The following is a 23,114-nucleotide window of genomic DNA, read 5'->3' as shown; positions in this document are numbered from 1 at the left end:
AGTTAAGAAACTAAAGTAGACATTTACTTGATATCAGAATTCCAGATTTATTAATTTGCTCAAAAGAGCGAATTAAAACCAAATTTGCTTGGTGACAATAGCGTTTTGGACCCACCTGACCCCATGCCGAACTCAGTAGTGAAACGAAACAGCGCCGATGATAGTGTGGCATTTGCCATGTGAAAGTAGGACATTGCCAGGCTCCAAATTAAAGAAAGCCCGATTCGAAAGAGTCGGGCTTTTTTGCGTTTGGAGCCGTCAGCCGTCAGCCGTCAGACGTCAACTGAAATGTGGGGTTGTATAGTGCAGAGACTCCCTCAGCAACAAAACCCTGTAGGAGGCACGTCAGTGCCGTATCTAGACCTTAACAAACACATTCATGGCTAAAGTCATTCCTACAACTACACTTTGCCTAGAGCCTAGAACCTCCGGCAGAGGGAGACGCAGCACCAAACAGCTCCATCGAGCGGCTGATCGCTGAAAGCTGATAGCTCGGTGTCACTCACACTGCTGTATTTCTCTCACATCGCCGCGGCCATCGCTTAGGTAGCATTGTTCTAGCAACGAGCAGTAGCAGATCTCGGTTTTAATGCTATTACGCTGCTTGTTTACTTTGTCCCATTGAGTTTCATTAAATCCCGTTCGCTTGAAACGAAAAAGTTTAAGTTCGCTGCCAGATGCCAGCAACCGGTTATCACTGGCACTCGTCATAATCCAGCCAAATGCTTCGAAAATATTTATGTCGGGAGAATCTTCTTGCAGAGTTTGTAGCTGTGTTTCATATGCTTGTGTATCAAAACAGCATGCAGAAATTACTTTATAGATATCTAAATATGATTGGTCGTTATAGTGATACTTCACGTACTTTACTATCGCAGGTCCTGATCCTGAATTAGTGAGTTCAAAGGTGATTTCAGGTAGGTTTTTTTCTTCATCAAAATTCCCCGTTATCACTTCAAGCCAAGGCCATGTGGCGGCTTTTACTTGTCGTTCTGCAGCGTTGGCTTGCAAGTAAGTGGCATAAAAGGAGGCTGCGGAGATAATAATGGCACAGAGTGCGAGAAATAGGTTTAGTCGCTCGTTGGTAAACCATGCCTTATGCTGGTTGCTAGCAGGTTGAGTTTTTTGCTGGGTGGTCTTTGTTTGCTCTTCAACGTTAGAGTCTTGCTCTGTTTTCACTGTTGAACAGCTTACGTCCTGTTGCTGATTATCCATAATTATTGATTGTTGTTTTTATAGACTAATAAAGATACAACTTTAATTGGATAGATAAAAGAGACAGGGAGTAAAACTCCCTGATTTGGTATTAACTATTTGAGATAAACACCGTGAGCTTTTCACCTACTCTTAAATTATCTCTTGAAAGGTTATTCCATTGTTTAAGCTTAGTGATACTGACTTTGTATTGCTTTGCTATCTTCCAAAGGCTATCGCCAGATTTCACCTTATACTCGATTTGCTGATCCGCTAATTGCGGCAATATCAGCTTTTGACCAATACGAATGGTGTTTGTTTTTAGGTTATTGAAGGTTTTCAGTTGGCTAACTGTTACTTTATAGTTCTTTGCAATCACACTTAAACTATCACCGCGTTTAACTGTGTAATGTTGCCACTGGCTATAATCATTGCTCTTTTGATTAGCTAATAGAGTTTGATAACTTGCTTGCTGATCTTTGGGGACCACAATATGTGGCGCATCAATCACCGCTGGGTATCGGATAACACCATGGTTTAGCTCTTCAAGCTCTTGCCACTTCGCTTTATCTGCTAAGATCACTGCACCAGTCACTGGTAAGGTTGCAATAGCTTGCTCATTCTTAATCGCAGGGAATACCATTCTTTGGTGTTTTAATAATTGTGCTGCGGCCAGTAACTTAGGTACGTACTGTTTGGTTTGTGATGGTAGTTTTAAACTAAAGAAGTCCGTCGACTTACCTTGTTTTTTATTACGAGCAATTGCCTGTAATACTCGCCCTTCACCAATATTGTAGGCAGCAATAGCGTGATACCAATCGCCATCAAAGCGTTTATAAAGGTATTCCATAAAATCCAAAGCTGCACGGGTGCTGTCGACCACATCTTGGCGACCATCATACCAAGGGGTAATTTTTACTTTGAAGTATTTGGCGATTGAGGGGGTGAGTTGCCATAAACCCGATGCATGTTTGTGTGAATAGGCACTGGCATCAAAATCGCTCTCTATAAGCGGCATTAGAGCGAGTTCTATTGGTAAGTCACGGTTTTCTACTTCTGTGACGATATGATACAAATACGGCGCTGCACGGCGGCTTATTTCTTCCATGTAATTTGGATGAGTAAGGTACCAAGCAATGCGCTTTTGCACATCTGGATGACTTGAATCGCTAAACTGCAGTTGAATGCGAATACGCTGCCATACGTCATCTAGTTCACTTGGTTTGAGCGGTGTCACCGCGTCTACTTGTGCTGTTTTAGCTTCTGCAACCACAGTACCTGGATTGGCTTTGATGGTAGGCTTCTTTTCGGGAAGTGACTCAGGGGCAGTCTGACAGCCTGTTACAATAAGAGAAACAACAACAAGGCCTAAAAATCGATTTAAAAACACGTATTAAAATACTCCGTTAACTTAGGTGCGGGTAAACTAAAGCGCCTAAGCTTAACATAGGGTGAGCTAAAAATGACCATTAGATTAACAGCTCGCTAACTTACTCACCCAATTGAAATTAAAACGAAATACTAACTTGTAACCCAGCATAACCATGGTTTTGTGCTTCCCAATAGCGGCTGTCTATTTCTCTGGCTCTGGCATAGACCTCTATTCTGAATGGCTTTGAGTCCACGCCCATACCCACACCAACATAGCCATCAATATTATTGTGATCGTCATCATAGCGGTCGCTGTAGTCGTGGTCATCGCGGTCGTCGTATACAGCAAGCTCAATTAAATCTAAGCCCACTTCGCCATAGACAAAAAAGTCACTGAAATAGCCAAATTTGATGCCGCTATCTAAGGTTAGAAATGTCTCCCGATCACCTTTTTTAGTAAATACTTCTGCTGAGCCTAGTGCCGTTGTAAATGCTGCGCCGAAATTGCTGTAGTTATTTTTAGCCATAAATTCGATGCCGGCTGAGGTGATTGAATCAGTACTATTATGCTCTGACTTAACAAACAGGTTCATATTAGGGCTGTCATAAATACCAGCAAAGCTTTTTGTAGGAATAAAGGCAAGTGATGAGAGCAGTGCTAAGGCGAGGTACTTCATATTGGTTAATCCATTAAACGTTAATGGGTACATGATACCAAACAGCGCCTTAGCAAATTGTAAGTAAGTGTTCTAACTATGTAAGCTAACCGAACACGCAACGAAAGCAGGCTCCTTGCTGGCGTTTGATGTATACCAGATCGCCGCCATGATTGAGCATGATCTGGCGCGATAAACTTAAGCCTATTCCTGAGCCTTGTTGCTTGGTAGTAAAAAATGGCACAAAAATCATCTCGATCACATGATCGCTGATACCTGTACCATTGTCGCTGACCTCTAAATACAGTTGCTGATTAGCATTTTGTGCAATATTTACCTCTATGCATTTAGTTGTCTCTGGATTATTTAATTGTTTAAGTACATCAAGGGCATTTTTAAGCAGGTTTATTATCACTTGCTCAACTTGGCCTCTATCTATCATTACTAACTGTTGGCTTTGCACCGATAAATTCAAAGTAATATTAAGTTGCTTAGCTTGTTGTGAGTGCAGAGCGACAACTTGCTTGGCAAGATCTGCCAGAATATGTGGCTGTAAGTGTGGGGCGGGTAAGCTACTAACCTTTTTAAATTGCGCTATAAACTCGCCTAAATGCTCGGTTCGTGATGCGAGTGTTGTTAGGGCGAGTTGCAAGTCTTGTTTATCTTCCTGATCATCAAAACTAAGCTCATTTGGCAGCAGTGCCGTACAAGTTTGTGCTAACGAAGAGAGTGGCGTAATCGAATTAGCAATTTCATGAGTCAGTACTTTGGTGAGGCGCTTATAAGCTTGTTGCTCTTTTAATTGCAGCTGATCATGAATAGATTGCAAACTGATCACTTTACGAACTTTACCTTGGATCTCGGCAATACTGATCTGCACAGATAACGTATCGTGCTGCTCACCATTTTGCCATGGCACGGTATTACGGCTATTTTGTTTAGCGTCTTGGACTAGGTTGGCTATTACACCTAAATCATCGATGTGCTTTACAGCTTGCCCAAGCAAACGACTAACCGCCGGATTGCTTTCAATAATAGTGCCTTGTTCGTCACATACTAATACTGCTAAATCGATATGAATTAATAGCGCTTGTAAGAACTGGGCTTGTTGCTCTGCATTAAAACGTGCAGCCTGAATTTGTTGTTTAACCTGCTCAAATTGTTGCTGCATAGGGTGTTGGTCACCAAAGCCTAATGTGCTGTCTCCATTCGCTAAAGCGCGAAAAACCATATCTGCACGCCTTGTTTGGCGTTTAAATAAATTAAAAATTTGCGCGGCACATACCAAATTTAAAATAACTAAAAGTGCCGAAATTGCAGAAAACCCGCTTTGCTGTACTTGCCAAAACAAAGCAATTGAGAAACCAATTAGTGCAGCTAATAGGCCAGCTAAGCTAATGAAATTTCGCATAGATTAAAGTCCATATTTTTCTAAACGACGATACATGGCTCCGCGTGTCAGGCCGAGTGCTTTAGCTGCGTGACTAACGTTGCCTTGAAAATGCTTTAAAGCTGCACGAACGGTTCTCTGTTCGATGATTTCAAGATCAAAAGTGTCGTAGTCAGCAGCGTTTGTAGAGAGTTCATTTGTGCTTACACTGGTACTTGGTGAGCTTATCACTGAGCTTATATCGAGCTCTGAACCTTCTGAGAGGATGACTGCACGCTCAATTGCATGGGCAAGTTCACGGACATTGCCTGGCCAATGATACTGACTTAAACGTGTCATATCAGATGCCGTAATTGATAACTCTCGTTTGTATTTATGTGCAAAGTGCTGCAAGTAGTAGTTACAAAGTAATGGAATGTCTTCACTGCGCTCACGCAGAGCTGGCAAATGGATCTCTACCGTATTAACACGGTACAGTAAGTCTTGCCTAAACTTGCCTTCAGTAACTGCTTGTTCGAGGTTTTCATTCGTTGCACAAATCAAACGAATATCAATATCGATGACTTTTGAGCCACCAACCGGTGTTATTTGCCTGTTTTGTAGTGCCGCAAGTAGTTTGACTTGTTGGTTAAGCGGTAAATTACCTAGCTCGTCTAAAAATAAACTACCACCATGGGCCAGCTCAAATCGGCCAATGCGATCTTCTTTCGCGCCAGTAAACGCCCCTTTTTTATGGCCAAATAGTTCGCTTTCAAACAGGCTTTCGGCTAGTGAGCCCATGTCTAGGCTTATGAAGGGTTGGCTTTGGCGCTGGCTTGCATTGTGGATTGCATGTGCGGTGAGTTCTTTACCTGTGCCACTTTCGCCACTAATCAATATGTTGGCATCTGTGTTGGCTGCTTTGTCGATAACCGAAAAAACCTGCTGCATGGCATCACTTTGGCCTAAAAACTCAAATGGTTGATTGCCGATTGACTGCTGCAAGGCCTGCTTTTGTTTTGTGAGCTTACCAACTTGCTGTTTGTCTTTAGCGTGTGAAAATGCCGCCGCTACAGCACCGAGTAATTGCTCATTTTGCCAAGGCTTGGCAATAAAGTCAGAGGCACCGGCTTTAATTGCTTCGACCGCTAGCTGAATATCGCTGTAGGCCGTCATAAGCAGTACCGCAATGTTAGCGTCTTGGCTCATGATTTTTTTTAGCCAGTAGAATCCCTCTTTGCCACTAATTGAGTCTTGCGTGAAGTTCATATCGAGTAACACAACATCTATAGCCTGATCTGCCTCATGCTGTGCGTTAATGATACCTTCGATATCAAAGGGGTTATCTGTGGTTTTTACAACCTGATAATGCTGCTTTAAAAGTAATCGTGCGGCGATAAGTACGTCGAGGTTATCATCGACGATAAGAATTGATCCTGCTTGTTTCATAGCTATTTATTATTATTCCTTTATGGGAACACTAAGACTAATTGAAAATAGTAAGAGTGTCCATTTATGGACGATATATGGGTTTTGAAGTGTTCTATAAGCGGACACTTGATTATATACATCTTTATTGGTTTTTATGTAAGCTGTTGTAATTTAATAAAAATAAAAGTTGGCACAAGAGTTGTTTTATCTATAGGTAATTAGCACCTAGATAACTTAAAGGCGTCAACATGGATAAGAAAATTACACGCTCAAATAACAAAGCATTTTTTAAGAAATCACTCATTGCAGCGGCATGCTTAGCTGTTGCGGCTGCAGCTTATGGTTTCACGCAAACTGAGCAAACAGGTCGAAGCCAGCAAGTAAGCGCGACAAGCTTAACGATTAGCACAGTACAACAAGGTGAATTTGTTGATGCTTTAAGTCTTCGTGGTCAGGTTATGCCTCGCACTACCATTTATCTCGACACCATTGCCGGAGGTCAAGTTGAAGAGCGACTTGTTGAACAGGGGGAGTTTGTTAAAAAAGGTCAACCACTTGTGCGTTTAAGCAATACTAACTTGCAGCTAGATGTAATGAGCCGTGAAGCACAGGTGACTGAGCAGCTTAACTTTTTACGTAACACGCAAATGAATATGGAAACCAGCCGTTTAAACTTACGCCGTGATTTGCTTGAAATCGATCTTAAAATCACACATTTATCGCGTCGCTTAAAACAGACTCAGCCGCTAGTGAAAACGGGTGTGTTAGCGCAAGAGCAATTATCTGAAATTCAAGAAGATTTAGCGTATTACAAAGCTCGTAAAGAACTAACTCTTGAGCGTCAAAAGCAAGAAAACAGCATTCGTGAAGTTCAGGTAGCTCAGTTAAAAGACAGTGCCGACATGTTAGAGAAAAACCTACAGTTTGCACGTAAGAACCTTGAAAACCTACTCGTAACAGCACCTGCTGATGGTTATTTAAGTGAACTTGATGTTGAAATTGGTGAATCAAAAGGCCGTGGTTCTCGCCTAGGGCAGATTGATATTCCTAATGAATACAAGTTAGTTGTGAGACTAGATGAGTTTTACCTGAGCCAAGTTCAAGCAGGTATGCAAGTGCTTATTGAACACGAGCAAGGCGAAATTGCGGCAACAGTTAGCAAAATTGATAGCCGTGTTCAGCAATCACAGTTTCAGGTTGAAGTCGATTTACCTAATGGCACGAGTAACATAAAACGTGGGCAAAGCCTTGATGTACAGCTGATGCTAGGTGATAGCAAAGGCACTGCTTTATTACTTGAACGCGGCGCATTTTTTACCAGCTCAGGAGGTAACTGGGTTTATGTCATGGATAAAGATGGCAATCGTGCAGTACGAAAAGACATTCGTCTTGGCAAAAAGAATCAAAACTATTATGAAGTGTTAAGTGGCCTAAGCGCCGGAGATCGCGTGATCACCTCTAGCTATAGCAACTTTGATAAAGCACAACAACTACAATTTTAAGGATAAAAACAATGATTAAATTAACTAACTTATCACGCGTATTCCGTACTCAAGATGTTGAAACAACAGCGCTTAACAATATTAACTTACATGTAAACGAAGGCGAGTTTCTTGCCATTATGGGGCCATCTGGTTGTGGTAAATCAACATTACTTTCTATTTTAGGTATGTTGGATTCGCCATCGGCAGGCAGTTTTGAATTTTTAGGCGAAGACATCGCAGGGTTTGGTGAAAAACAATTAGCGGCACTTAGAAAAGCGTCGATTGGTTTTGTTTTTCAAAGCTTTAACTTGATTGATGAATTAACAGTATTTGAAAACGTTGAGCTGCCACTACAATATCAAAACATCTCAAAAAGTGAACGTAAACAGCGAGTAGACGCAATCTTAAAACGTGTTGCAATCGACCATAGAGCAGATCACTTACCGCAGCAGTTATCGGGTGGTCAGCAGCAACGTGTAGCAGTAGCCAGAGCTCTCGTGATTAATCCAAAACTAATCTTAGCGGATGAGCCTACGGGTAACCTTGATTCAAAAAATGGTGATGAAGTCATGGCGATGCTACGTGAGCTAAATCGCGAAGGTACCACGGTAATTGTGGTTACTCACTCAGAAAAAGAAGGCAATTATGCTGACCGTTTAGTGCGCTTACTTGATGGCCAAGTGATGGTTGATAAAGCTAACCGTTTTCAACAAACAGCAGAGGTGGCATAACATGATTTTAAGTTATTTGATCACCGCGCTGCGTGCGTTTAAAAACCAAAAACAGCACTTTATTTTAAATGTTCTGGGTTTAAGTGTGGGCTTAGCTGCGGCAATTCTAGTTGCTTTGTTTGCAAAAAATGAGCTTTCGTACGATAGCCAACAGCCTCATGCTGAGCGTGTTTATCGCGTTGGCCAAGACTTCTCAAAACTTGGTTTAGCTGTGGTGCCTATTTTTAATTATGTGCAGTCAAAGCAGGCCGAAGATTACAGCCAAGTTGAAGAAGTATTTGGATTAACTATGGTCGAGCTGACCCGTGAAGCTATGGTTGATGTGAGTTATCGCAACCAAGGCTATAAGTTAAATGCTTTATATGGTGCTTCAGCAAATATTGAAAACTTTATTGCTCTAGAAACGCTTGCAGGTGACTTAACAACAGCAATGAGTACACCAGACAGCCTTGCTTTAAGTGAATCAGAAGCACTGCGCATTTTTGGTCGCACCGATGTGATTGGTGAAACACTAACACATGAACAAGGACAGTACACAGTGCGTGCCGTGTTTGCAGACTTAACAGATAACACTCACTTTGCTTTTAAAAACCTTGTTTATGTTAAGCATGATCCAAGCAATATAGACATCAACAGTAGTTATGTTTATATGCGTGTAGCTGAGGGCACCGATACCGATGCATTAGCTAAAACCTTAACAGAGCGCTTTTTTAGCGGTTCGATGCTGGAACAAGTTAGTTTAGAGCTGCATCCATTACTTGATTTGCACCTAACGGCAAAATCACCGTTTGAGATGAAAGCAGGTGGTGCTAAACAAGTGGTGATGATCTGTGTTGGTTTAAGTGTGTTACTTATTCTTATTGCAGGTTTTAACTTCATTAATATGACCGTCGCTCAATCGACTAAACGTGCAAAAGAAGTGGGTGTGCGTAAAGCGCTTGGCGCAAGTAAAGGCCAGTTAGTAACGCAGTTTTTATCTGAATCTGTGTTGGTATCAATGCTTTCAATGGTGATTGCATGTGCTTTAGTGGAGCTATTTTTACCAAGCTTTAATCAGCTAGTAGACCGCGAATTGGGCGTGAATTATGCCTCTGAATTTGGCATTGCAATTATTGTGGTCGCAATTGCTGTGGGCATATTAGCTGGGCTTTATCCTGCATTCTTTATTTCGTCATTCAGTGCAAAACGCGTTTTAAGTGGTGACTTACAGCGTGGTAATACTGCAATATGGGTTCGTAAGAGCTTACTAACCTTGCAGGCTTCACTAGCAATAGGTTTAATCATTGCCTCTATTACCTTGTTAAAGCAATTAACTTACTTACAAAGCTTACCTTTAGGCTATGAAACAACACAAAGATTGGTTATTTCGGAGCTACCTGTAGGCGAAGTATTCACAAAAGAAAAAAATGCCTTAGTTAACCGTATTAGTGCGATTCAAGGCGTACAGCAAACAACAGTGATTGATACTCGTTTAACCGTTTCAATCAATAATACACTTATGCCAACGTGGCCAAATGGTGAAGCGTCTGGCAGCTTAACGCCTGTTGTTGGCGCAAGCTACGATGTTGTAAAAACACTAGGATTAAAACTGGTTGCTGGTCGTGACTTTAGTCGTGAATTTGCTGGTGATTGGGCAAGCCGTGAAAATGGGGTAACAAGTACGGGTACTATTGTGACTGAATCTGTCGCAAGGCAAGCGGGTTACACTAACATGAGTGACATTATCGGTAAGGTAATTAAAGACTCAGGTCGCGGCGTAGATATGCGTGTTGTGGGTGTGGTTGAAGATGTAAAAGTAGGTAATGCTAAAGATGCCAACTCAAATATTATGTTCTTATGTGGCTTTAACTTCTTATCACCAGTATCAGAGTTAATCTTAACCATTGATCAGCAAAACTTGTCTTATATTAAAGCTGAGATCGCTGAAGTATTAGCAATCTCAGCCAATATCTATGAGCCAAAAATTAACTTACTCGCAGACAACTACAAAACGTTGTTAAAAGGCGATGAGCGAATTTCGAATGTCGTTTTAATCTTTACTGGTCTTGCTGTGTTCTTAACTTGCTTAGGTACCTTTGGTTTGGCTTCGTTTGCAACAGTGCGTCGTCAAAAAGAAGTGGCAGTTCGAAAAGTGCTAGGTGCATCTCGCATCAGTATCGTAAATATCATTGCTAAAGAGTTCTTAGTGCTGGTGGGCGTGAGTATTGCTATTGCTTACCCGGTTACTTACTTCTTAGTAGGAGATTGGTTAGCAAACTTTAACGACCGCATTGAACAAGCTGTGTGGGTGTATGGCGCTGCGGCTGTGGTCGTTGCGGTTATCACGTGGGCAACGGTGGCAAGCCTAGCATTTAAAGCGGCCAGCACCCGTCCATCATTAATCCTTCGTTATGAGTAAATTGAGTTTTTAGTCAAGACTATGCTCTATCGGCGTAGCTGATGGGGCATTTTTAGGTAGAACAGGTAAGGTCTAAAGGTAAAACATGTTAGTATCACACATTACCACGGCATTTAGGGTATTTAAGCGGCATAAGTTGTACGCGCTTTTGAATGTCTTTGGACTAAGCATAGGTCTTGCTGGGGCGCTTTTAGTGGCGTTATTCGCAGAGTACGAATTGTCGTTTGATAAAATGCAGCCCGATCATCAGCAAGTATATCGTTTGCATGTTGATGTAAATGTACCCGGCTTAGAAGAGATCCCATTAACGGTTGTAAGCATTGCGCAAACAGTGTCTTCACGCAGCGATGTAAGCGATTTATTGGTGTTGGCAGATGTGGTTGATAGCGATTTGCTTTCCGCTCATATTAATGTTGCAGGGCAAGCATTTAAGCTGCGTAATTTATATGGTACATCGGCTAATATTCGCGATTTTATTCATTTAGAGGTGATGCTTGGCAACCTAGAACAAGTACTCTCTGTGCCCAATCAAATAGCTCTGAGTAACAGTGAAGCCACAAGGCTGTTTGGTAGCGCCAGTAAAGCGTTCAGACAAACGTTATTGATGGGCGAGCAAAGTGTCACTGTGGGTGCTGTTTTTGATGATTTACCCGATAACAGTCACTTTTTGTTCCATGCTTTAGTGTCTGTTGATTTCACCATACATAACGATATATCGAGTTATGTTTATCTAAAAACTCAGCAAGGAGCTGATTTAAAAGACATCGAAAAGCTGTTAGCTAGTCGTCTTATCGAAAAATATCAGTTAAAGAATAGCCAACTTGAGTATCGTTTAGTGCCGATGCGAGAGGTGTACTTTAAAGCCCATTCGCCCTTTGAATTTAAACCAGGCGGCTCGGCTTTTTTAGTGAACTTGAGCTTGGTGCTAAGTGTCTTACTACTCGCTATTGCTGCAGCCAATTACATTAATATTGCGGTATCGCAATTGCTTTATCGCATCAAAGAAATTGCCATGCGCAAAACCTTGGGGGCGAGTAAGCGACAATTAATACTGCAATTTTTGTTAGAAGCCTTGCTATTGGTGATCCTTGCTACGTTGTTAGCGTTGTGTTGGGTTGAGATGTTATTACCAAGTTTTAGTGCCTTTGCGAATCGACCATTGCAGCTTATTTGGGACTGGTCACAATTGCTAGCTGTATTGGGCGTGGTGTTTTTATTGGCTTTAATATCTGGTGCTTATCCGGCTTTTTGTGTCGCACGCGCACCGCTAAAAAGTTTACTTGCAGGGCAATTGCAAACAGGTCAAGCGGTGCGTAAAGGCCTGTTAGTATTTCAAGCAGCCATGGCAATGGCCTTAATTGTTTGTACTATGGTGAGCTTACAACAGTTAACGTTCTTGCAAAACTTGTCGCTTGGTTATGATGCGACAGATCGCATTGTGATACATGATTTAAGCAGCAAGCAATTGATGGAAAAAGAACACGCGATACTTAATGAGATCCGTGCGCTGCCAGGTGTCATGCAAGTGACCACTACAGACACAGATTTAACCGACAGTATTCTTGAAAGCTTTTATTTCCGTTGGCCCAATGGCTACGAAGAAAGCGAACTGCCACCGACCATAGGCACAGGTTTCCATGCCGTTGAAACCTTGGGTCTGACACTACTTGCAGGCCGAGATTTTTCACCACAGTTTCAGAGCGATTGGCTGCACTCTACCGATGAGCATACTGAGGCGCAGCAGGGCAAAGGTAACCTTCAAGCAATGGCTATTTTGGTGACCGAACAAATGGCAAAGCGTGCTGGCTACGATAATGTGGATGAGGTGGTAGGTCTGCATGTTCAGGGGCTTTATCGCAATATTAATGCAACCATTGTCGGTGTGGTAAAAGACATTAAAGTCGGTTCGGCGAAAGATGATTGGCTGCCTGTGTCATTTTCAGCAGGGTATAGCTCGCAATCAACCGTTCGATTGGTGGTAAGCACCGAACAAGCAAACTTTTCTCAGTTATTTAATCAGTTACGCCAGCTTTTAAAGCGGTTTAATTTAACCGCCGATCCGCAATTTAGCTTGATGCAGCAAGACTTAGCCAAGGTTTATAGCGTCGAGCATGATTTGTTTGTGCTCATTCGAAACTTCTCTGTGCTGGCCATGTTTTTAAGTTGCTTAGGTTTATTTGGACTTGCTGCGTTTGCAGCGAAACGTCAGCAAAAGCAATTAGCCATTCGAAAAGTATTGGGTGCAACCCGTTTAAGTTTAGTTAACCTACTTGCCCGTGAGTTTTTAATCGTAGTATTCGCAGCAGCGGCAATTGCTTTGCCTCTAGCTTATTGGCTAATGGATGACTGGTTGCAAGGTTTTAACGACCGTATTGAGCAAGCCGTGTGGGTGTATGGCGCTGCGGCACTTTTGGTCGCACTCTTTACTTGGCTGACTGTCGCAACCCTTGCCTTCAAGGCGGCCAGCACCCGTCCATCATTAATCCTTCGTTATGAGTAACACTTAACTCATAATCCACTCCAAGCCTAGCAATACAGCTGGGCTGTTTTACACCTTTAAATGGCCACCAAGTCCAGCAAATTCTTTATGCAGAAAAACGCCATATACAGTTAGCTAAAAATGAGCGGCAGACGAATTAACCTGTTTTTTAAACTGCTCTTTGTAACGACGTGATAAGTTAAGTATTTTTCCCGTTGTAAGTTTCACTTCACTATCACCACTTGGCAATGGCGTGATTGATTCAATCACATCGAGTCTAATAGCATGAGAACGGTGAATACGGCAAAAACCTTGCGGTTCTAACCGAGATATAAGATGGGTCATGGTTGTACGTAGCGGATAAATACGTGAGCCAATATGTAGGTTTACGTAATTGCCGCTAGATTCAAGCCAGTCAATTTGATCTGTACAGATGATGAACTCTTTGCCTAGTTTTTTAACCAGTAATCGGTCGAAATTCAAATCCTGTTGGGCGTTTTCTTCATGATTGATTGGCTTGGCTTCGCCGGTTAATTGGCTAACAATGTATTGATACGTTTTAATAATCACAATTAAAGATAAAAACCCCCATAAGTCTTTACGGTATTCATAAAGTAACTCAAACCACAGCAACCCGAAGTCATACTGCATGTCTTGAATTGTGTAAATGAACTCACGGATAGCGACCATGATCCCTACGTGTAATAAGGAAAAAATAATGCTTGCGAATAAATAAGTGAGCAATGAGCGAGTGATCTTTTGCCAATTAAAGGGTTGGGTTTGCAATAACCAAACTAAAGCAGGAAATAACAATAAGGTGCCGATAGCGCTTGAATATTCCCAGACAAAGGGCTCCCAAAGCAAAAATGACAGTTCACCATCGCGTTGGGCTTCCATGATATCTGAGCTGGCATTAATAGTGTTATTTATAAAAATATAACTAAATAAAAATAATGTCGCATACCAAGTTCGGTTACGCTGAAAATGCATTAAGGTGATCATTATTATTGTTACTCTTTGAAGACCGTAATTAGACTAACAAGATAGTGATAAATCACCAAACATACTATCCCTGATATCCACCGTTTATCCCTACTGATTGTTTTATTGACCTTTTCTGATAGCTTAACGTTATGTGTTGTTCATAGTTGTTATTAACTTGTCGTAACCATAATCAATCATGAAACTTAAAATAATAATTAAAAACACAACACGCACGTTATTACAGCCATGGCAAAATGCGTTTAATCAAGCCGTTGAGTTACCACCGCGTCGTTATGATTTAGATTGGCTAAGAGTACTTGCCTTTGGCTTATTAATTTTTTACCACACAGGTATGTTATACACTCAAAATTGGGGCTTTCACTTTAAAAGTCAGTATTTATCCAGCAATATAGAAAACATCATGCTCTTATTGTCGCCTTGGCGGATGGGGTTAATCTGGTTTATCTCAGGTGCTGCACTGAGGTTCATAATTGCGCGCGCTAGCTTAGGTGGTTTTTTAATATCACGCAGTGTCAGAATATTACTGCCATTATTAATTGGAGTTTGGTTTATTGTGCCAGTTCAGCTATATGCGCAAATGAGCCAAGAGACCGGTTTAGCGATAAGTTACTGGCAGTTTTACTTGCAGTTTTTTGATTTGACAAACCCTCTATTTGAATATTATCAAGCAGGTATTTGGCCTCATGTTGATGTAAACCATCTTTGGTACTTACGCTCGTTATGGCAATTTACCTTATTGCTCGTGTTTGCTCTGCCACTGCTTCATCACCATTATGTTCAAACAGTGATTACACGTCTATGTGAACAGTCGTTATTAATTATTTTTATCGTATTGCTATTGCCGCTTTGTATTTTAAAGTTGAGCTGGCCGAGCGATACATTTCGATACCTCATGGGTGCTTTATTTTTACTTTATGGTTACTTACTTGCGTGGCACTCAGTATTTTATAGTCGGCTACTTCTTCATTGGAGGGCATTATGCGTGGTATTTATTGTAGGTTACCTGATTGTAGTGGCGGGCTATAACATGATTTGGCAAAACTCAGCTGCCAGTCAGTGGCAAATTACGGGCATGGATATGTTGTATACCGCGCAACGATTAGTTGGTGTGTTAATGATGCTGGCACTAGCACAACGTTTTTTAAATCACGATCACCCTAAATTGGCTTTATTGAACTCAGCGGTATTTCCTTTTTATCTCTTACATCAAAGTGTGATTATTGGCCTTGCCTTTTATTTATCGAAGCTGCAATTAGGTGGTTTCATGGAGTCACTACTTATACTAAGTCTCACTTTTATTCTTTGTTGGCTAGTGTTTATATGTGCGCGTCGCGTCGATTTATTAAGTCCATTTTTAGGGATTAAAGTCACAGGTAAATATAAAGCATGGCAAGTAAAAGTTGGTTTTGGTTGTGGACTAATCCTAGTAAGCCCATTGATTATCAGGTTAATCTAAACAACTATACCATTGGTATAAAATATACGTAGCGGGCTCGTGTAGTATGTGCTTTAGCGAACGATGTGACTTAAGTGTGTACTTAAATATCTTTTATCTTCACCGCGGGGTTACCTGCTACTAGGGTGTTTGCCGCGACATCTTTGGTAACTATTGCCCCTGCGCCAATCACGGCATTATCAGCAACTGTAATACCTGCAAGTATAATGGCACCTGCACCAATCCATACATTCTTGCCAATGCTAATCGGCGCTGCAAAATTAGCTTTTGCTAAACGCTCGGTAGGGTTTACTGCATGCGATACCGCGAGTATTTGCACATTAGGGCCTATTAAGCAGTCATCGCCTATTGTAATTTGCGCATCAGATAGCGGCGCATCAAGCATTGTACAGTTAATATTTATGAAGGTGCGATCACCTATTTTAATACCACTGCCATAATCACAATGAAAACCAGCTTCAATAACAACCTGTTCGCCACAGTGAGCAAACATGCCTTTTAGTCGTTTTAAATTGCCTTTACTTGGGCTTTTGGCAAATAAACGGCAAATTTCATGGGCATTTTTTCGTTGTTCAAATAAGGGCTTATCGAGGCTATTAAACTCTTTCATGGGGCTGTTCATGGTTATATTTGTTAATAGCTTAGCTTGTTAGCGGTGAAGATCAAAATTAAACCTGTGTAGGTTAACGATCATTCACTTGCCATTTATATTGTTTCGTTTAAAATCTCACAACTTTCGAAACGAAACTTATGTGATCATATAAATGACAAAACGAAACACTCAACAACGTCGCCATACTATCTTAAGCCAAGTGAATGAACTTGGTGAAGTTGCTGTTGAAGCGTTAGCTGAGCAGTTTCAAACTTCTGAAGTGACCATTCGTAAAGATCTGACAGCACTTGAAAAAAGTGGCTTATTACTGCGCCGGTACGGTGGTGCTATTGCACTGCCGCAAGAAATCGTTGCAAATAGCAATGAGAAAAGCGACTCGCTTCGCAAAATGGCAATCGCACAGGCCGCTGCAAAGCTGATTAAAGATCATAACCGCATCATCATTGATAGCGGTCGCACTACCGCGGCGATGATCCCAGAGCTTGCGAGTAAACGCGGTTTAGTGGTGATGACCAATGCTATTAATGTCGCTAACCGACTACTTTCATTAGAAAATGAGCCAACATTATTGATGACTGGGGGAACCTGGGATCCGCATTCAGAATCGTTTCAAGGCCAAGTTGCGGAGAATGTTCTACGCTCTTACGACTTTGACCAACTCTTTATTGGTGCCGATGGCATTGATATTGATAGAGGTACCACAACCTTCAATGAATTAGTGGGGCTTAGCCAAGTGATGGCTGAAGCTGCCCGAGAGGTAGTGGTGCTGGTAGAGTCAGAAAAAATTGGCCGAAGAATACCTAATTTAGAACTGCCTTGGCAGCGTGTTACCACTGTTATCACAGACAACAATCTAAGCGCAGATAAGCGTGAGGCGATAACAGCATGTGGAGTACAGCTGATCTGTGCAGAAATTGAATAACCCGTAATAAGACCGACAACACTTTATTACATTAAATTTATGACAACACATACCGCCCAAAGTAAAACGCTTTGGCATGTGCAAAAGGAGAAATTATGTGTGGAATCGTTGGGGCTGTTGCAGAACGCCCAGTAAACAAAATACTTGTTGAAGGCCTAAAGCGTCTTGAATACCGTGGCTATGATTCGGCTGGTGTGGCTTTACTTAAAGGTACTGAGCTAAACACTGTAAAGTCAGTGGGTAAGGTTGCTAATCTTGAAGCGGCACTGAATGATGCAGCAGTAAATGGTACTACAGGTATCGCACATACACGCTGGGCAACTCATGGTGGCGTAACTGAAGCGAATGCTCACCCACATGTTTCGAACAGCGAAATTGCCCTAGTTCATAACGGTATTATCGAAAACCATGCCAGTCTACGTGATGCGCTTAAAGGCGACGGTTATGAGTTTTTATCAGAAACAGACACTGAAGTAATGGTGCACCTTATTCACCAACTTCGCCAACAGCACGATACGCTTTTAGCAGCAGTACAAGCTGCTGTGAAGCAGTTTGAAGGTGCATTTGGTACCGTTGTTTTTGATAAAGCGAACGACAACGAAATCATCGTAGCGCGCTCTGGTAGCCCATTGGTGATTGGTTTGGGTCTTGGCGAAAACTTTATTGCCTCTGACCAACTTGCTCTATTACCTGTTACACGTAGCTTTATTTACCTTGAAGAAGGCGATGTTGCTCGTATTACTCGCGACAGTGTTGAAATCTTTGATGCAAACGGCGATGCAGTAGAGCGCGAAGTGATTGAATCAAACATTACGCAAGATGCATCAGGTAAAGGCGAATATCGTCACTACATGCTGAAAGAAATTTACGAGCAGCCACTTGCTGTACGTAACACGCTTGATGGCCGCCTAGTTAATGATACTGTAGCGATTGATGCCTTCGGCGATAGTGCTCAGCAAATCTTTAAAGACGTAAAACACGTACAAATTATTGCCTGTGGTACATCATATCACTCGGGCATGGTTGCTCGTTACTGGCTTGAGCAGTTTGCAGGCGTAAGCTGTAATGTCGAGATTGCTTCTGAGTTCCGTTACCGTGAATCATTTGTACATGAAAACAGCTTACTTGTGACAATTTCACAGTCTGGTGAAACAGCCGATACGCTTGCTGCACTTCGTCTTGCAAAACAGCAAGGTTACATGGCTTCAATGACCATTTGTAACGTACCGGGTTCATCGTTAGTACGTGAATCTGATTTAGCCTTTATGACAAAAGCAGGTGCTGAAATTGGTGTTGCATCAACTAAAGCTTTCACCACACAACTTGTTGGCTTATTAATGCTAACGGCATCTATTGCCCAAGAAAAAGGCCTAGATCAAAGTGCGATTGTGAATGCAATTAAAACACTTCCTAACAAGTTAGAAGAAGCATTACTACTTGCTGAAGGGATTGAAGATTTAGCTGAAGAATTTGCTGACAAGCACCATTCATTGTTCTTAGGTCGTGGCTCACAATACCCAATCGCGATGGAAGGTGCGCTCAAGCTGAAAGAGATTTCATACATTCACGCCGAAGCATACGCAGCGGGTGAGCTTAAGCATGGTCCTCTTGCGTTGATTGATGCCGACATGCCAATCATTGTTGTGGCACCAAACAACGAATTACTTGAAAAGCTTAAATCAAACGTAGAAGAAGTACGTGCTCGTGGCGGTATTATTTATGTATTCGCAGACAAAGACTCAGCGTTCAATTCTGACGAAACGATGCGTGTAATCAACGTAAATCATGTGGATGACGTGATTGCACCAGTTGTATATACAATTCCGTTGCAGTTACTTTCTTACTACGTTGCGGTGATTAAAGGTACCGACGTAGACCAACCTCGAAACCTAGCAAAATCGGTTACGGTTGAGTAAGTTAAAGTATCGAGGCCGGCTAATTAGCCGGCTTTTTTGTGTCTGTAATTTGTTTAATTACTGTTCACTGATGCAATTTGTGTTGCAATTGATTAGGATGGTTAAACACTCAGGCTAAGGATCATAACAATGAAAAAGCGCAGTGTTTTAAACTCAATAGGATTGTTCGTATTAGTGCTCAGCTCGGGGATTTCTTATGGGCAATCTTTTGATCTCATCATCAAAAACGCTATGTTGCTCGATGGTCTTGGCGGCAAAGCGGTTCGCGCTGATGTTGGTATTGAAAGTGGCAAGATCACTAAAATTGGTGACATGACGGCTGACAAAGCTCAACAAGTTATAGATGCCAAAGGCAAGATTGTTGCCCCTGGCTTTATTGATTTACATTCCCATGCTGAGCGCTCAATTGCAGAGCTGCCTCGGCTCGATAACTTAGTACAGCAAGGCATTACCACTATTTTGGGCGGTAACTGTGGTTTTTCACCTGTCGACTTTAAGCAATTTTTTGCGCAAACCGAGCGTTCACCTCTAGGACCTAATTTAGCCTTATTAATTGGCCATAATGATGTTCGTAAAGCTGTAATGGGTGAAGAGCAGCGGCTTGCCAGCGCTGATGAGCTAAAAGCAATGCAAGTGCTGGTAGATAAAGCGATGCAGCAGGGGGCGTTTGGTTTATCGACTGGGCTTAAATATGTTCCTGGTGTGTACTCAAACTTTGCTGAGGTAAAGGTGCTTGCCGAAACCGCTCATGCTAAGCATGGATTTTTTGCCTCTCATATGCGCGATGAAGGCGCAGAGATTGTCACGGCGATGAATGAAGTGCTTGATGTCGCAAAAGACACGGGGATTCCTGTGCATATCTCTCACCATAAGCTGATTGGTCATCCAAATTGGGGTGAGAGTAAGCAAACTATTCAAATGATCCGTGATGCTCGCAAAGCGGGTTTAGATGTCACTCTCGATCAGTATCCTTACACGGCTTCTTCTACGCGGTTTGCTATTTTATTTCCGGCGTGGTCATTGGCTGGTGGCCAAGCTGAAGTTGAAAAGCGTCTACAAGATCCAGAACTAAGGCAAAAAATAAAACAAGGTTTGATCAAAAATATCCGTGAAGATAGAGGCGGTGGTGACCCCGCAAGGCTGCAAATAGCGCATTATGCGGCAAACCCTACATGGGATGGGCTAACCTTTGCTGAAGTATTAAAGCGTGAAGGGCGAGCGCAAAGTATTGATGAAGCCGCTGAACTTGCCATTGAAATTCAAGCAAATGGCGGTGCTCAGGGGATCTTCCACGCTATTAATGAAGATGATGTTAAGTACATTATGGCTTACCCAATTACCGCAATCGCCACCGATGCGGGTGGTTCAGAACTTGGTAAAGGCAACCCGCATCCAAGAGGATACGGCACCTTTCCTAGAGTACTAGGTCATTATGTGCGTGAACAAGGGGTGATTTCATTACCTGATGCAATACGTAAAATGACCAGTTTACCCGCAGCAAGAATGGGCCTAACTGACCGAGGAGTGATAGTACAAGGCTATGCTGCTGACATTGTCATACTCGACCCTGCGACGGTTGCTGATAAATCAACGTTTAGCGCACCTCATCAGTACGCAGAAGGAATTGAATACGTCATTATTAATGGCCAAGTCATTAAATCACCAGATGGCATGACAGGTAAAAGTGCTGGGCAAATATTGCGTCATACGCTTTAGTTAAAGTAATGACTTACATATACTTTTTTACGAAAAAGTTCATAAGTTATCTTTGTTTGTACCTGCAATTCTGTTAGCTTAAAAAATTACCAATATTTCTTAAGGATAAGTCGTGCGACTATTTAAGTTACTCTATATTAGTGGTTTTTTATTCTGTACTAGCCATGTTATGGCTCAACCAGCCGCTGATGAGGCGGTTACAAATTACAGCCAACATACGCATACTATCGAATCAAGTAATCTTAGTGAGCAGCGCACAGTCGTTGTGCAATTACCAAAAAGCTACCAAACAGATCCAAACAAAAGATATCCCGTTATTTACCGTTTAGATGGGGCCGGTAATTTACCATTGATTAATGCTGTGCTTGAACGCTTACAACAAAATGATCAAGCGCCAGAGATGATTGTAGTTGCGATTGAAAGCACTAATCGACTTAGAGATTTTTATCCCACAGTGAACAAAGAACCACAAGGGCCTGTTGGTGAAGGCGGTGGTGCAGCAAAGTTTTTAGCTTTCGTAGAGCAAGAACGGATGCCTTTGGTTAATAAACAGTATCGTACTCATGATTATAGAGTTATCGCAGGCGCCTCAGCTGCGGGTGTATTTGCTCTTTACGCAATGCAGGCTGACCCTGAGCTATTTCAAGCGCATATTGCTTACAGCCCTGCGGTATGGTGGAACTATGGCGCCCCGGCTAAGAGCCTAAAAACCTTTGTTACTAAAGCCAAAACTATTAACAGCTATGTATATATGAATATCGGCGAAGAAGCTGGCATTATGCGCGAAAGATACGATGATATGCAGCAAACAATGCAAAATAGTAAGGTGCAAAATCTGCGCTTTAAGAGCGATGCCTTTGCAGGCGTTTCGCATAACCTAACCTCAGCTGCTGGGGCATTTAATGCGTACCATGGCTTATTTTTATCTAAACATATGCCTCTGAGTGCATTGGGCGATGATGTTTCATCAATTGATGCTTATTATCAACGTTTATCTCAGCAATGGGGTGAAAAAATAGCGCCACCAGACCGCGCTGTTAGGCTACTGGGTTACAGCTTAACGGATAACCAGCAATTTGAGCGGTGTTTAAGTACAATATTAAAAACTACCCTAAATCAGCGTATGCACTGTCAGCATTGTCATATGGCTATGAAATGCAAGGTAATACTCGCCAAGCATTAGTTCAAATCGAGGCTGCAATCGCTGTTGCAGATGACTCGTATCCCTACCCAGATTACTTAAAAGAGACAAAAACGAGGTTACAAAAGCAATTAAATGATAAGTTTCTTTAGTTCATAACGACAGCGGTCTAGTTTTTAGATTGCCGTTTTTATAGTTAAGAGAAAATGGCTGTCGTTTAACTGTCATATTAAGTTGCTAAACTGCCTTGAACTTTATTCAATAAATCACACATGATAGATAGAATCGCCATTTTCGAGCAAGCGGCTAATTGGGCTGAGTTATCTCAAAGCTTGTCAGATGAACAACAGAAACAACTTAGAATCTGGCTAGATGAGGCGCCTGAACATCGTGATGCATACCAAAAATGCCTTAAAATATGGCATTCTGATGAACTTGAAAGCGTGCTTGAAAAAGAGGCAGAGCAACTCACGGTAAGCAGTAAAAAACCGATAAATAAATGGCTATGGGCAAGTGCATTTTGTGCAGTTTTTTTGCTAATTACTGTTAACTTTTTAGTTTTACAGTCGCCCACTAAACCTGAAAGTATTATTGCAAAAACAAGCACCTCACAATCACGCTATTTAGATTTACCAGATGGCTCAGCCATGAAGGTTGGTCCGCAAAGTACCCTTAATTATTTATTTACTGAACAGTTACGTAAAGTTGAGCTAAGCCAAGGTGAGTCACTTTTTTCTGTGCAACACCTGAGTGATAACCAACCATTTATTGTTGAAGCTGGAGATACACAGGTAACGGTAACGGGCACTGAGTTCTCGGTAGATAAAAGTGACTTTGGAACTCAAGTAATTGTCGTTCATGGCAGCGTTCATGTTGCAAATCAGGTGGATAGCACCACTGTTGAGTTAACCGCAGGACAAAGTGTTGAAATCATTGATGGAAAAATGGGAGAGGTAAAAAATTTGCCTAAGTCATTTAATCATTACTTAGATTTAGATAACCCACAATCACAATGGTTAGATGCTTATCAAATGAGTTTGGGCTCTGTGCTTGCAAAGCTTGATCGACAAATGAGTGAAAAAATTAGTTTAGAAGATAGCACCCTCAAAGCAATGCTTGTTACTGGTCGGTTTAATTTAAACACGCCAAAACAAACGCTACAAATGCTTGCCTTAGCCAATAAACTAAGAGTATCGCAATACTCGGGGCAAATTATTATTCGTAATAACTAA

16 protein-coding genes, 1 rRNA gene and 1 pseudogene are annotated in these 23,114 nt (G+C 41.8%); 11 read left to right on the top strand and 7 right to left on the bottom strand.

Features of this window, described 5'->3' with window-relative positions; translation table 11 throughout:
* Window positions 1–87: 87 nt before the first annotated feature.
* Window positions 88–202, top strand: a 5S ribosomal RNA gene (rrf, locus tag L1D46_RS03760).
* A 296-nt stretch (window positions 203–498) separates the two neighbouring features.
* Here rrf and L1D46_RS03755 read toward each other — a convergent pair.
* The 5 genes from L1D46_RS03755 to L1D46_RS03735 all read right to left on the bottom strand — a co-directional run bounded on the left by L1D46_RS03755 (window position 499) and on the right by L1D46_RS03735 (window position 6,039).
* The gene (locus tag L1D46_RS03755) at window positions 499–1,215 is read right to left on the bottom strand and encodes a hypothetical protein (protein ID WP_178926431.1); all 717 of its coding nucleotides are present in this window, start codon (window positions 1,213–1,215) and stop codon (window positions 499–501) included.
* A 91-nt stretch (window positions 1,216–1,306) separates the two neighbouring features.
* On the bottom strand, window positions 1,307–2,584 hold the full coding sequence (locus L1D46_RS03750) for a LysM peptidoglycan-binding domain-containing protein (RefSeq protein WP_239976828.1): 1,278 nt from the start codon (window positions 2,582–2,584) through the stop codon (window positions 1,307–1,309).
* A gap of 118 nt (window positions 2,585–2,702) precedes the next feature.
* Window positions 2,703–3,242 (bottom strand): hypothetical protein, encoded by a 540-nt coding sequence (locus L1D46_RS03745; RefSeq protein WP_178926430.1) that lies wholly within the window; start codon window positions 3,240–3,242, stop codon window positions 2,703–2,705.
* Between the two features lie 85 nt (window positions 3,243–3,327).
* Complete coding sequence (locus L1D46_RS03740; protein ID WP_130050143.1) at window positions 3,328–4,632, bottom strand: ATP-binding protein; 1,305 nt, start codon at window positions 4,630–4,632, stop codon at window positions 3,328–3,330.
* Between the two features lie 3 nt (window positions 4,633–4,635).
* Complete coding sequence (locus L1D46_RS03735) at window positions 4,636–6,039, bottom strand: sigma-54 dependent transcriptional regulator (RefSeq protein WP_239976827.1); 1,404 nt, start codon at window positions 6,037–6,039, stop codon at window positions 4,636–4,638.
* A 230-nt stretch (window positions 6,040–6,269) separates the two neighbouring features.
* Here L1D46_RS03735 and L1D46_RS03730 point away from each other — a divergent pair, with 230 nt between their 5' ends.
* From L1D46_RS03730 to L1D46_RS03715, 4 genes are all read left to right on the top strand, one after another.
* A complete protein-coding gene (locus L1D46_RS03730; RefSeq protein WP_239976826.1) occupies window positions 6,270–7,523 on the top strand; it encodes an efflux RND transporter periplasmic adaptor subunit in 1,254 nt (417 codons plus the stop codon).
* A gap of 11 nt (window positions 7,524–7,534) precedes the next feature.
* Complete coding sequence (locus L1D46_RS03725) at window positions 7,535–8,236, top strand: ABC transporter ATP-binding protein (protein ID WP_239976825.1); 702 nt, start codon at window positions 7,535–7,537, stop codon at window positions 8,234–8,236.
* Window position 8,237: 1 nt separating this feature from the next.
* Window positions 8,238–10,634, top strand: coding sequence for an ABC transporter permease (locus L1D46_RS03720; protein ID WP_239976823.1), 2,397 nt, complete (start codon window positions 8,238–8,240; stop codon window positions 10,632–10,634).
* Between the two features lie 85 nt (window positions 10,635–10,719).
* Window positions 10,720–13,134, top strand: coding sequence for an ABC transporter permease (locus L1D46_RS03715; RefSeq protein WP_239976822.1), 2,415 nt, complete (start codon window positions 10,720–10,722; stop codon window positions 13,132–13,134).
* 114 nt (window positions 13,135–13,248) lie between these two features.
* Here L1D46_RS03715 and L1D46_RS03710 read toward each other — a convergent pair whose 3' ends face one another.
* On the bottom strand, window positions 13,249–14,112 hold the full coding sequence (locus tag L1D46_RS03710; protein WP_130052221.1) for a LytTR family DNA-binding domain-containing protein: 864 nt from the start codon (window positions 14,110–14,112) through the stop codon (window positions 13,249–13,251).
* A 181-nt stretch (window positions 14,113–14,293) separates the two neighbouring features.
* On the opposite strand from L1D46_RS03710, the gene L1D46_RS03705 reads away from it, so the two are divergent.
* Complete coding sequence (locus L1D46_RS03705) at window positions 14,294–15,574, top strand: acyltransferase (protein WP_239976821.1); 1,281 nt, start codon at window positions 14,294–14,296, stop codon at window positions 15,572–15,574.
* A gap of 82 nt (window positions 15,575–15,656) precedes the next feature.
* Here L1D46_RS03705 and L1D46_RS03700 read toward each other — a convergent pair whose 3' ends face one another.
* Window positions 15,657–16,184: a sugar O-acetyltransferase gene (locus L1D46_RS03700; RefSeq protein ID WP_239976820.1), complete on the bottom strand. Its 528-nt coding sequence runs from the start codon at window positions 16,182–16,184 to the stop codon at window positions 15,657–15,659.
* Window positions 16,185–16,338: 154 nt separating this feature from the next.
* Here L1D46_RS03700 and L1D46_RS03695 point away from each other — a divergent pair, with 154 nt between their 5' ends.
* From L1D46_RS03695 to L1D46_RS03675, 5 genes and pseudogenes are all read left to right on the top strand, one after another.
* Window positions 16,339–17,109 (top strand): DeoR family transcriptional regulator, encoded by a 771-nt coding sequence (locus L1D46_RS03695; RefSeq protein ID WP_054552250.1) that lies wholly within the window; start codon window positions 16,339–16,341, stop codon window positions 17,107–17,109.
* Between the two features lie 95 nt (window positions 17,110–17,204).
* Window positions 17,205–19,025: a glutamine--fructose-6-phosphate transaminase (isomerizing) gene (glmS, locus tag L1D46_RS03690; protein ID WP_130050154.1), complete on the top strand. Its 1,821-nt coding sequence runs from the start codon at window positions 17,205–17,207 to the stop codon at window positions 19,023–19,025.
* A gap of 129 nt (window positions 19,026–19,154) precedes the next feature.
* Window positions 19,155–20,741 carry a D-aminoacylase gene (locus L1D46_RS03685; protein ID WP_239976819.1) on the top strand — a complete coding sequence of 529 codons (1,587 nt, stop codon included), beginning with the start codon at window positions 19,155–19,157 and terminating at the stop codon, window positions 20,739–20,741.
* A gap of 169 nt (window positions 20,742–20,910) precedes the next feature.
* Window positions 20,911–22,034: pseudogene (locus L1D46_RS03680) on the top strand (alpha/beta hydrolase-fold protein).
* A 120-nt stretch (window positions 22,035–22,154) separates the two neighbouring features.
* Window positions 22,155–23,114, top strand: a complete 960-nt coding sequence (locus tag L1D46_RS03675) for a FecR domain-containing protein (protein ID WP_239976818.1) — start codon at window positions 22,155–22,157, stop codon at window positions 23,112–23,114.

The sequence above is a fragment of the Pseudoalteromonas sp. Isolate3 genome, from assembly GCF_022398505.1.
In the GTDB taxonomy this organism is placed as follows: domain Bacteria; phylum Pseudomonadota; class Gammaproteobacteria; order Enterobacterales; family Alteromonadaceae; genus Pseudoalteromonas; species Pseudoalteromonas apostichopi.
The sequence above is the reverse complement of the archived record's forward strand: the minus strand, read 5'-3'. Positions and strand labels throughout refer to the sequence as shown.

What these genes read in the sequence shown, in the direction of transcription:
- L1D46_RS03685 (WP_239976819.1), top strand. Translation starts at nt 19,155, where the DNA reads ATGAAAAAGCGCAGTGTTTTAAACTCAATAGGATTGTTCGTATTAGTG.
- L1D46_RS03735 (WP_239976827.1), bottom strand. Translation starts at nt 6,039, where the DNA reads ATGAAACAAGCAGGATCAATTCTTATCGTCGATGATAACCTCGACGTA.
- L1D46_RS03720 (WP_239976823.1), top strand. Translation starts at nt 8,238, where the DNA reads ATGATTTTAAGTTATTTGATCACCGCGCTGCGTGCGTTTAAAAACCAA.
- L1D46_RS03755 (WP_178926431.1), bottom strand. Translation starts at nt 1,215, where the DNA reads ATGGATAATCAGCAACAGGACGTAAGCTGTTCAACAGTGAAAACAGAG.
- L1D46_RS03675 (WP_239976818.1), top strand. Translation starts at nt 22,155, where the DNA reads ATGATAGATAGAATCGCCATTTTCGAGCAAGCGGCTAATTGGGCTGAG.
- L1D46_RS03725 (WP_239976825.1), top strand. Translation starts at nt 7,535, where the DNA reads ATGATTAAATTAACTAACTTATCACGCGTATTCCGTACTCAAGATGTT.
- L1D46_RS03745 (WP_178926430.1), bottom strand. Translation starts at nt 3,242, where the DNA reads ATGAAGTACCTCGCCTTAGCACTGCTCTCATCACTTGCCTTTATTCCT.
- L1D46_RS03695 (WP_054552250.1), top strand. Translation starts at nt 16,339, where the DNA reads ATGACAAAACGAAACACTCAACAACGTCGCCATACTATCTTAAGCCAA.
- glmS (WP_130050154.1), top strand. Translation starts at nt 17,205, where the DNA reads ATGTGTGGAATCGTTGGGGCTGTTGCAGAACGCCCAGTAAACAAAATA.
- L1D46_RS03700 (WP_239976820.1), bottom strand. Translation starts at nt 16,184, where the DNA reads ATGAAAGAGTTTAATAGCCTCGATAAGCCCTTATTTGAACAACGAAAA.
- L1D46_RS03705 (WP_239976821.1), top strand. Translation starts at nt 14,294, where the DNA reads ATGAAACTTAAAATAATAATTAAAAACACAACACGCACGTTATTACAG.
- L1D46_RS03740 (WP_130050143.1), bottom strand. Translation starts at nt 4,632, where the DNA reads ATGCGAAATTTCATTAGCTTAGCTGGCCTATTAGCTGCACTAATTGGT.
- L1D46_RS03715 (WP_239976822.1), top strand. Translation starts at nt 10,720, where the DNA reads ATGTTAGTATCACACATTACCACGGCATTTAGGGTATTTAAGCGGCAT.
- L1D46_RS03730 (WP_239976826.1), top strand. Translation starts at nt 6,270, where the DNA reads ATGGATAAGAAAATTACACGCTCAAATAACAAAGCATTTTTTAAGAAA.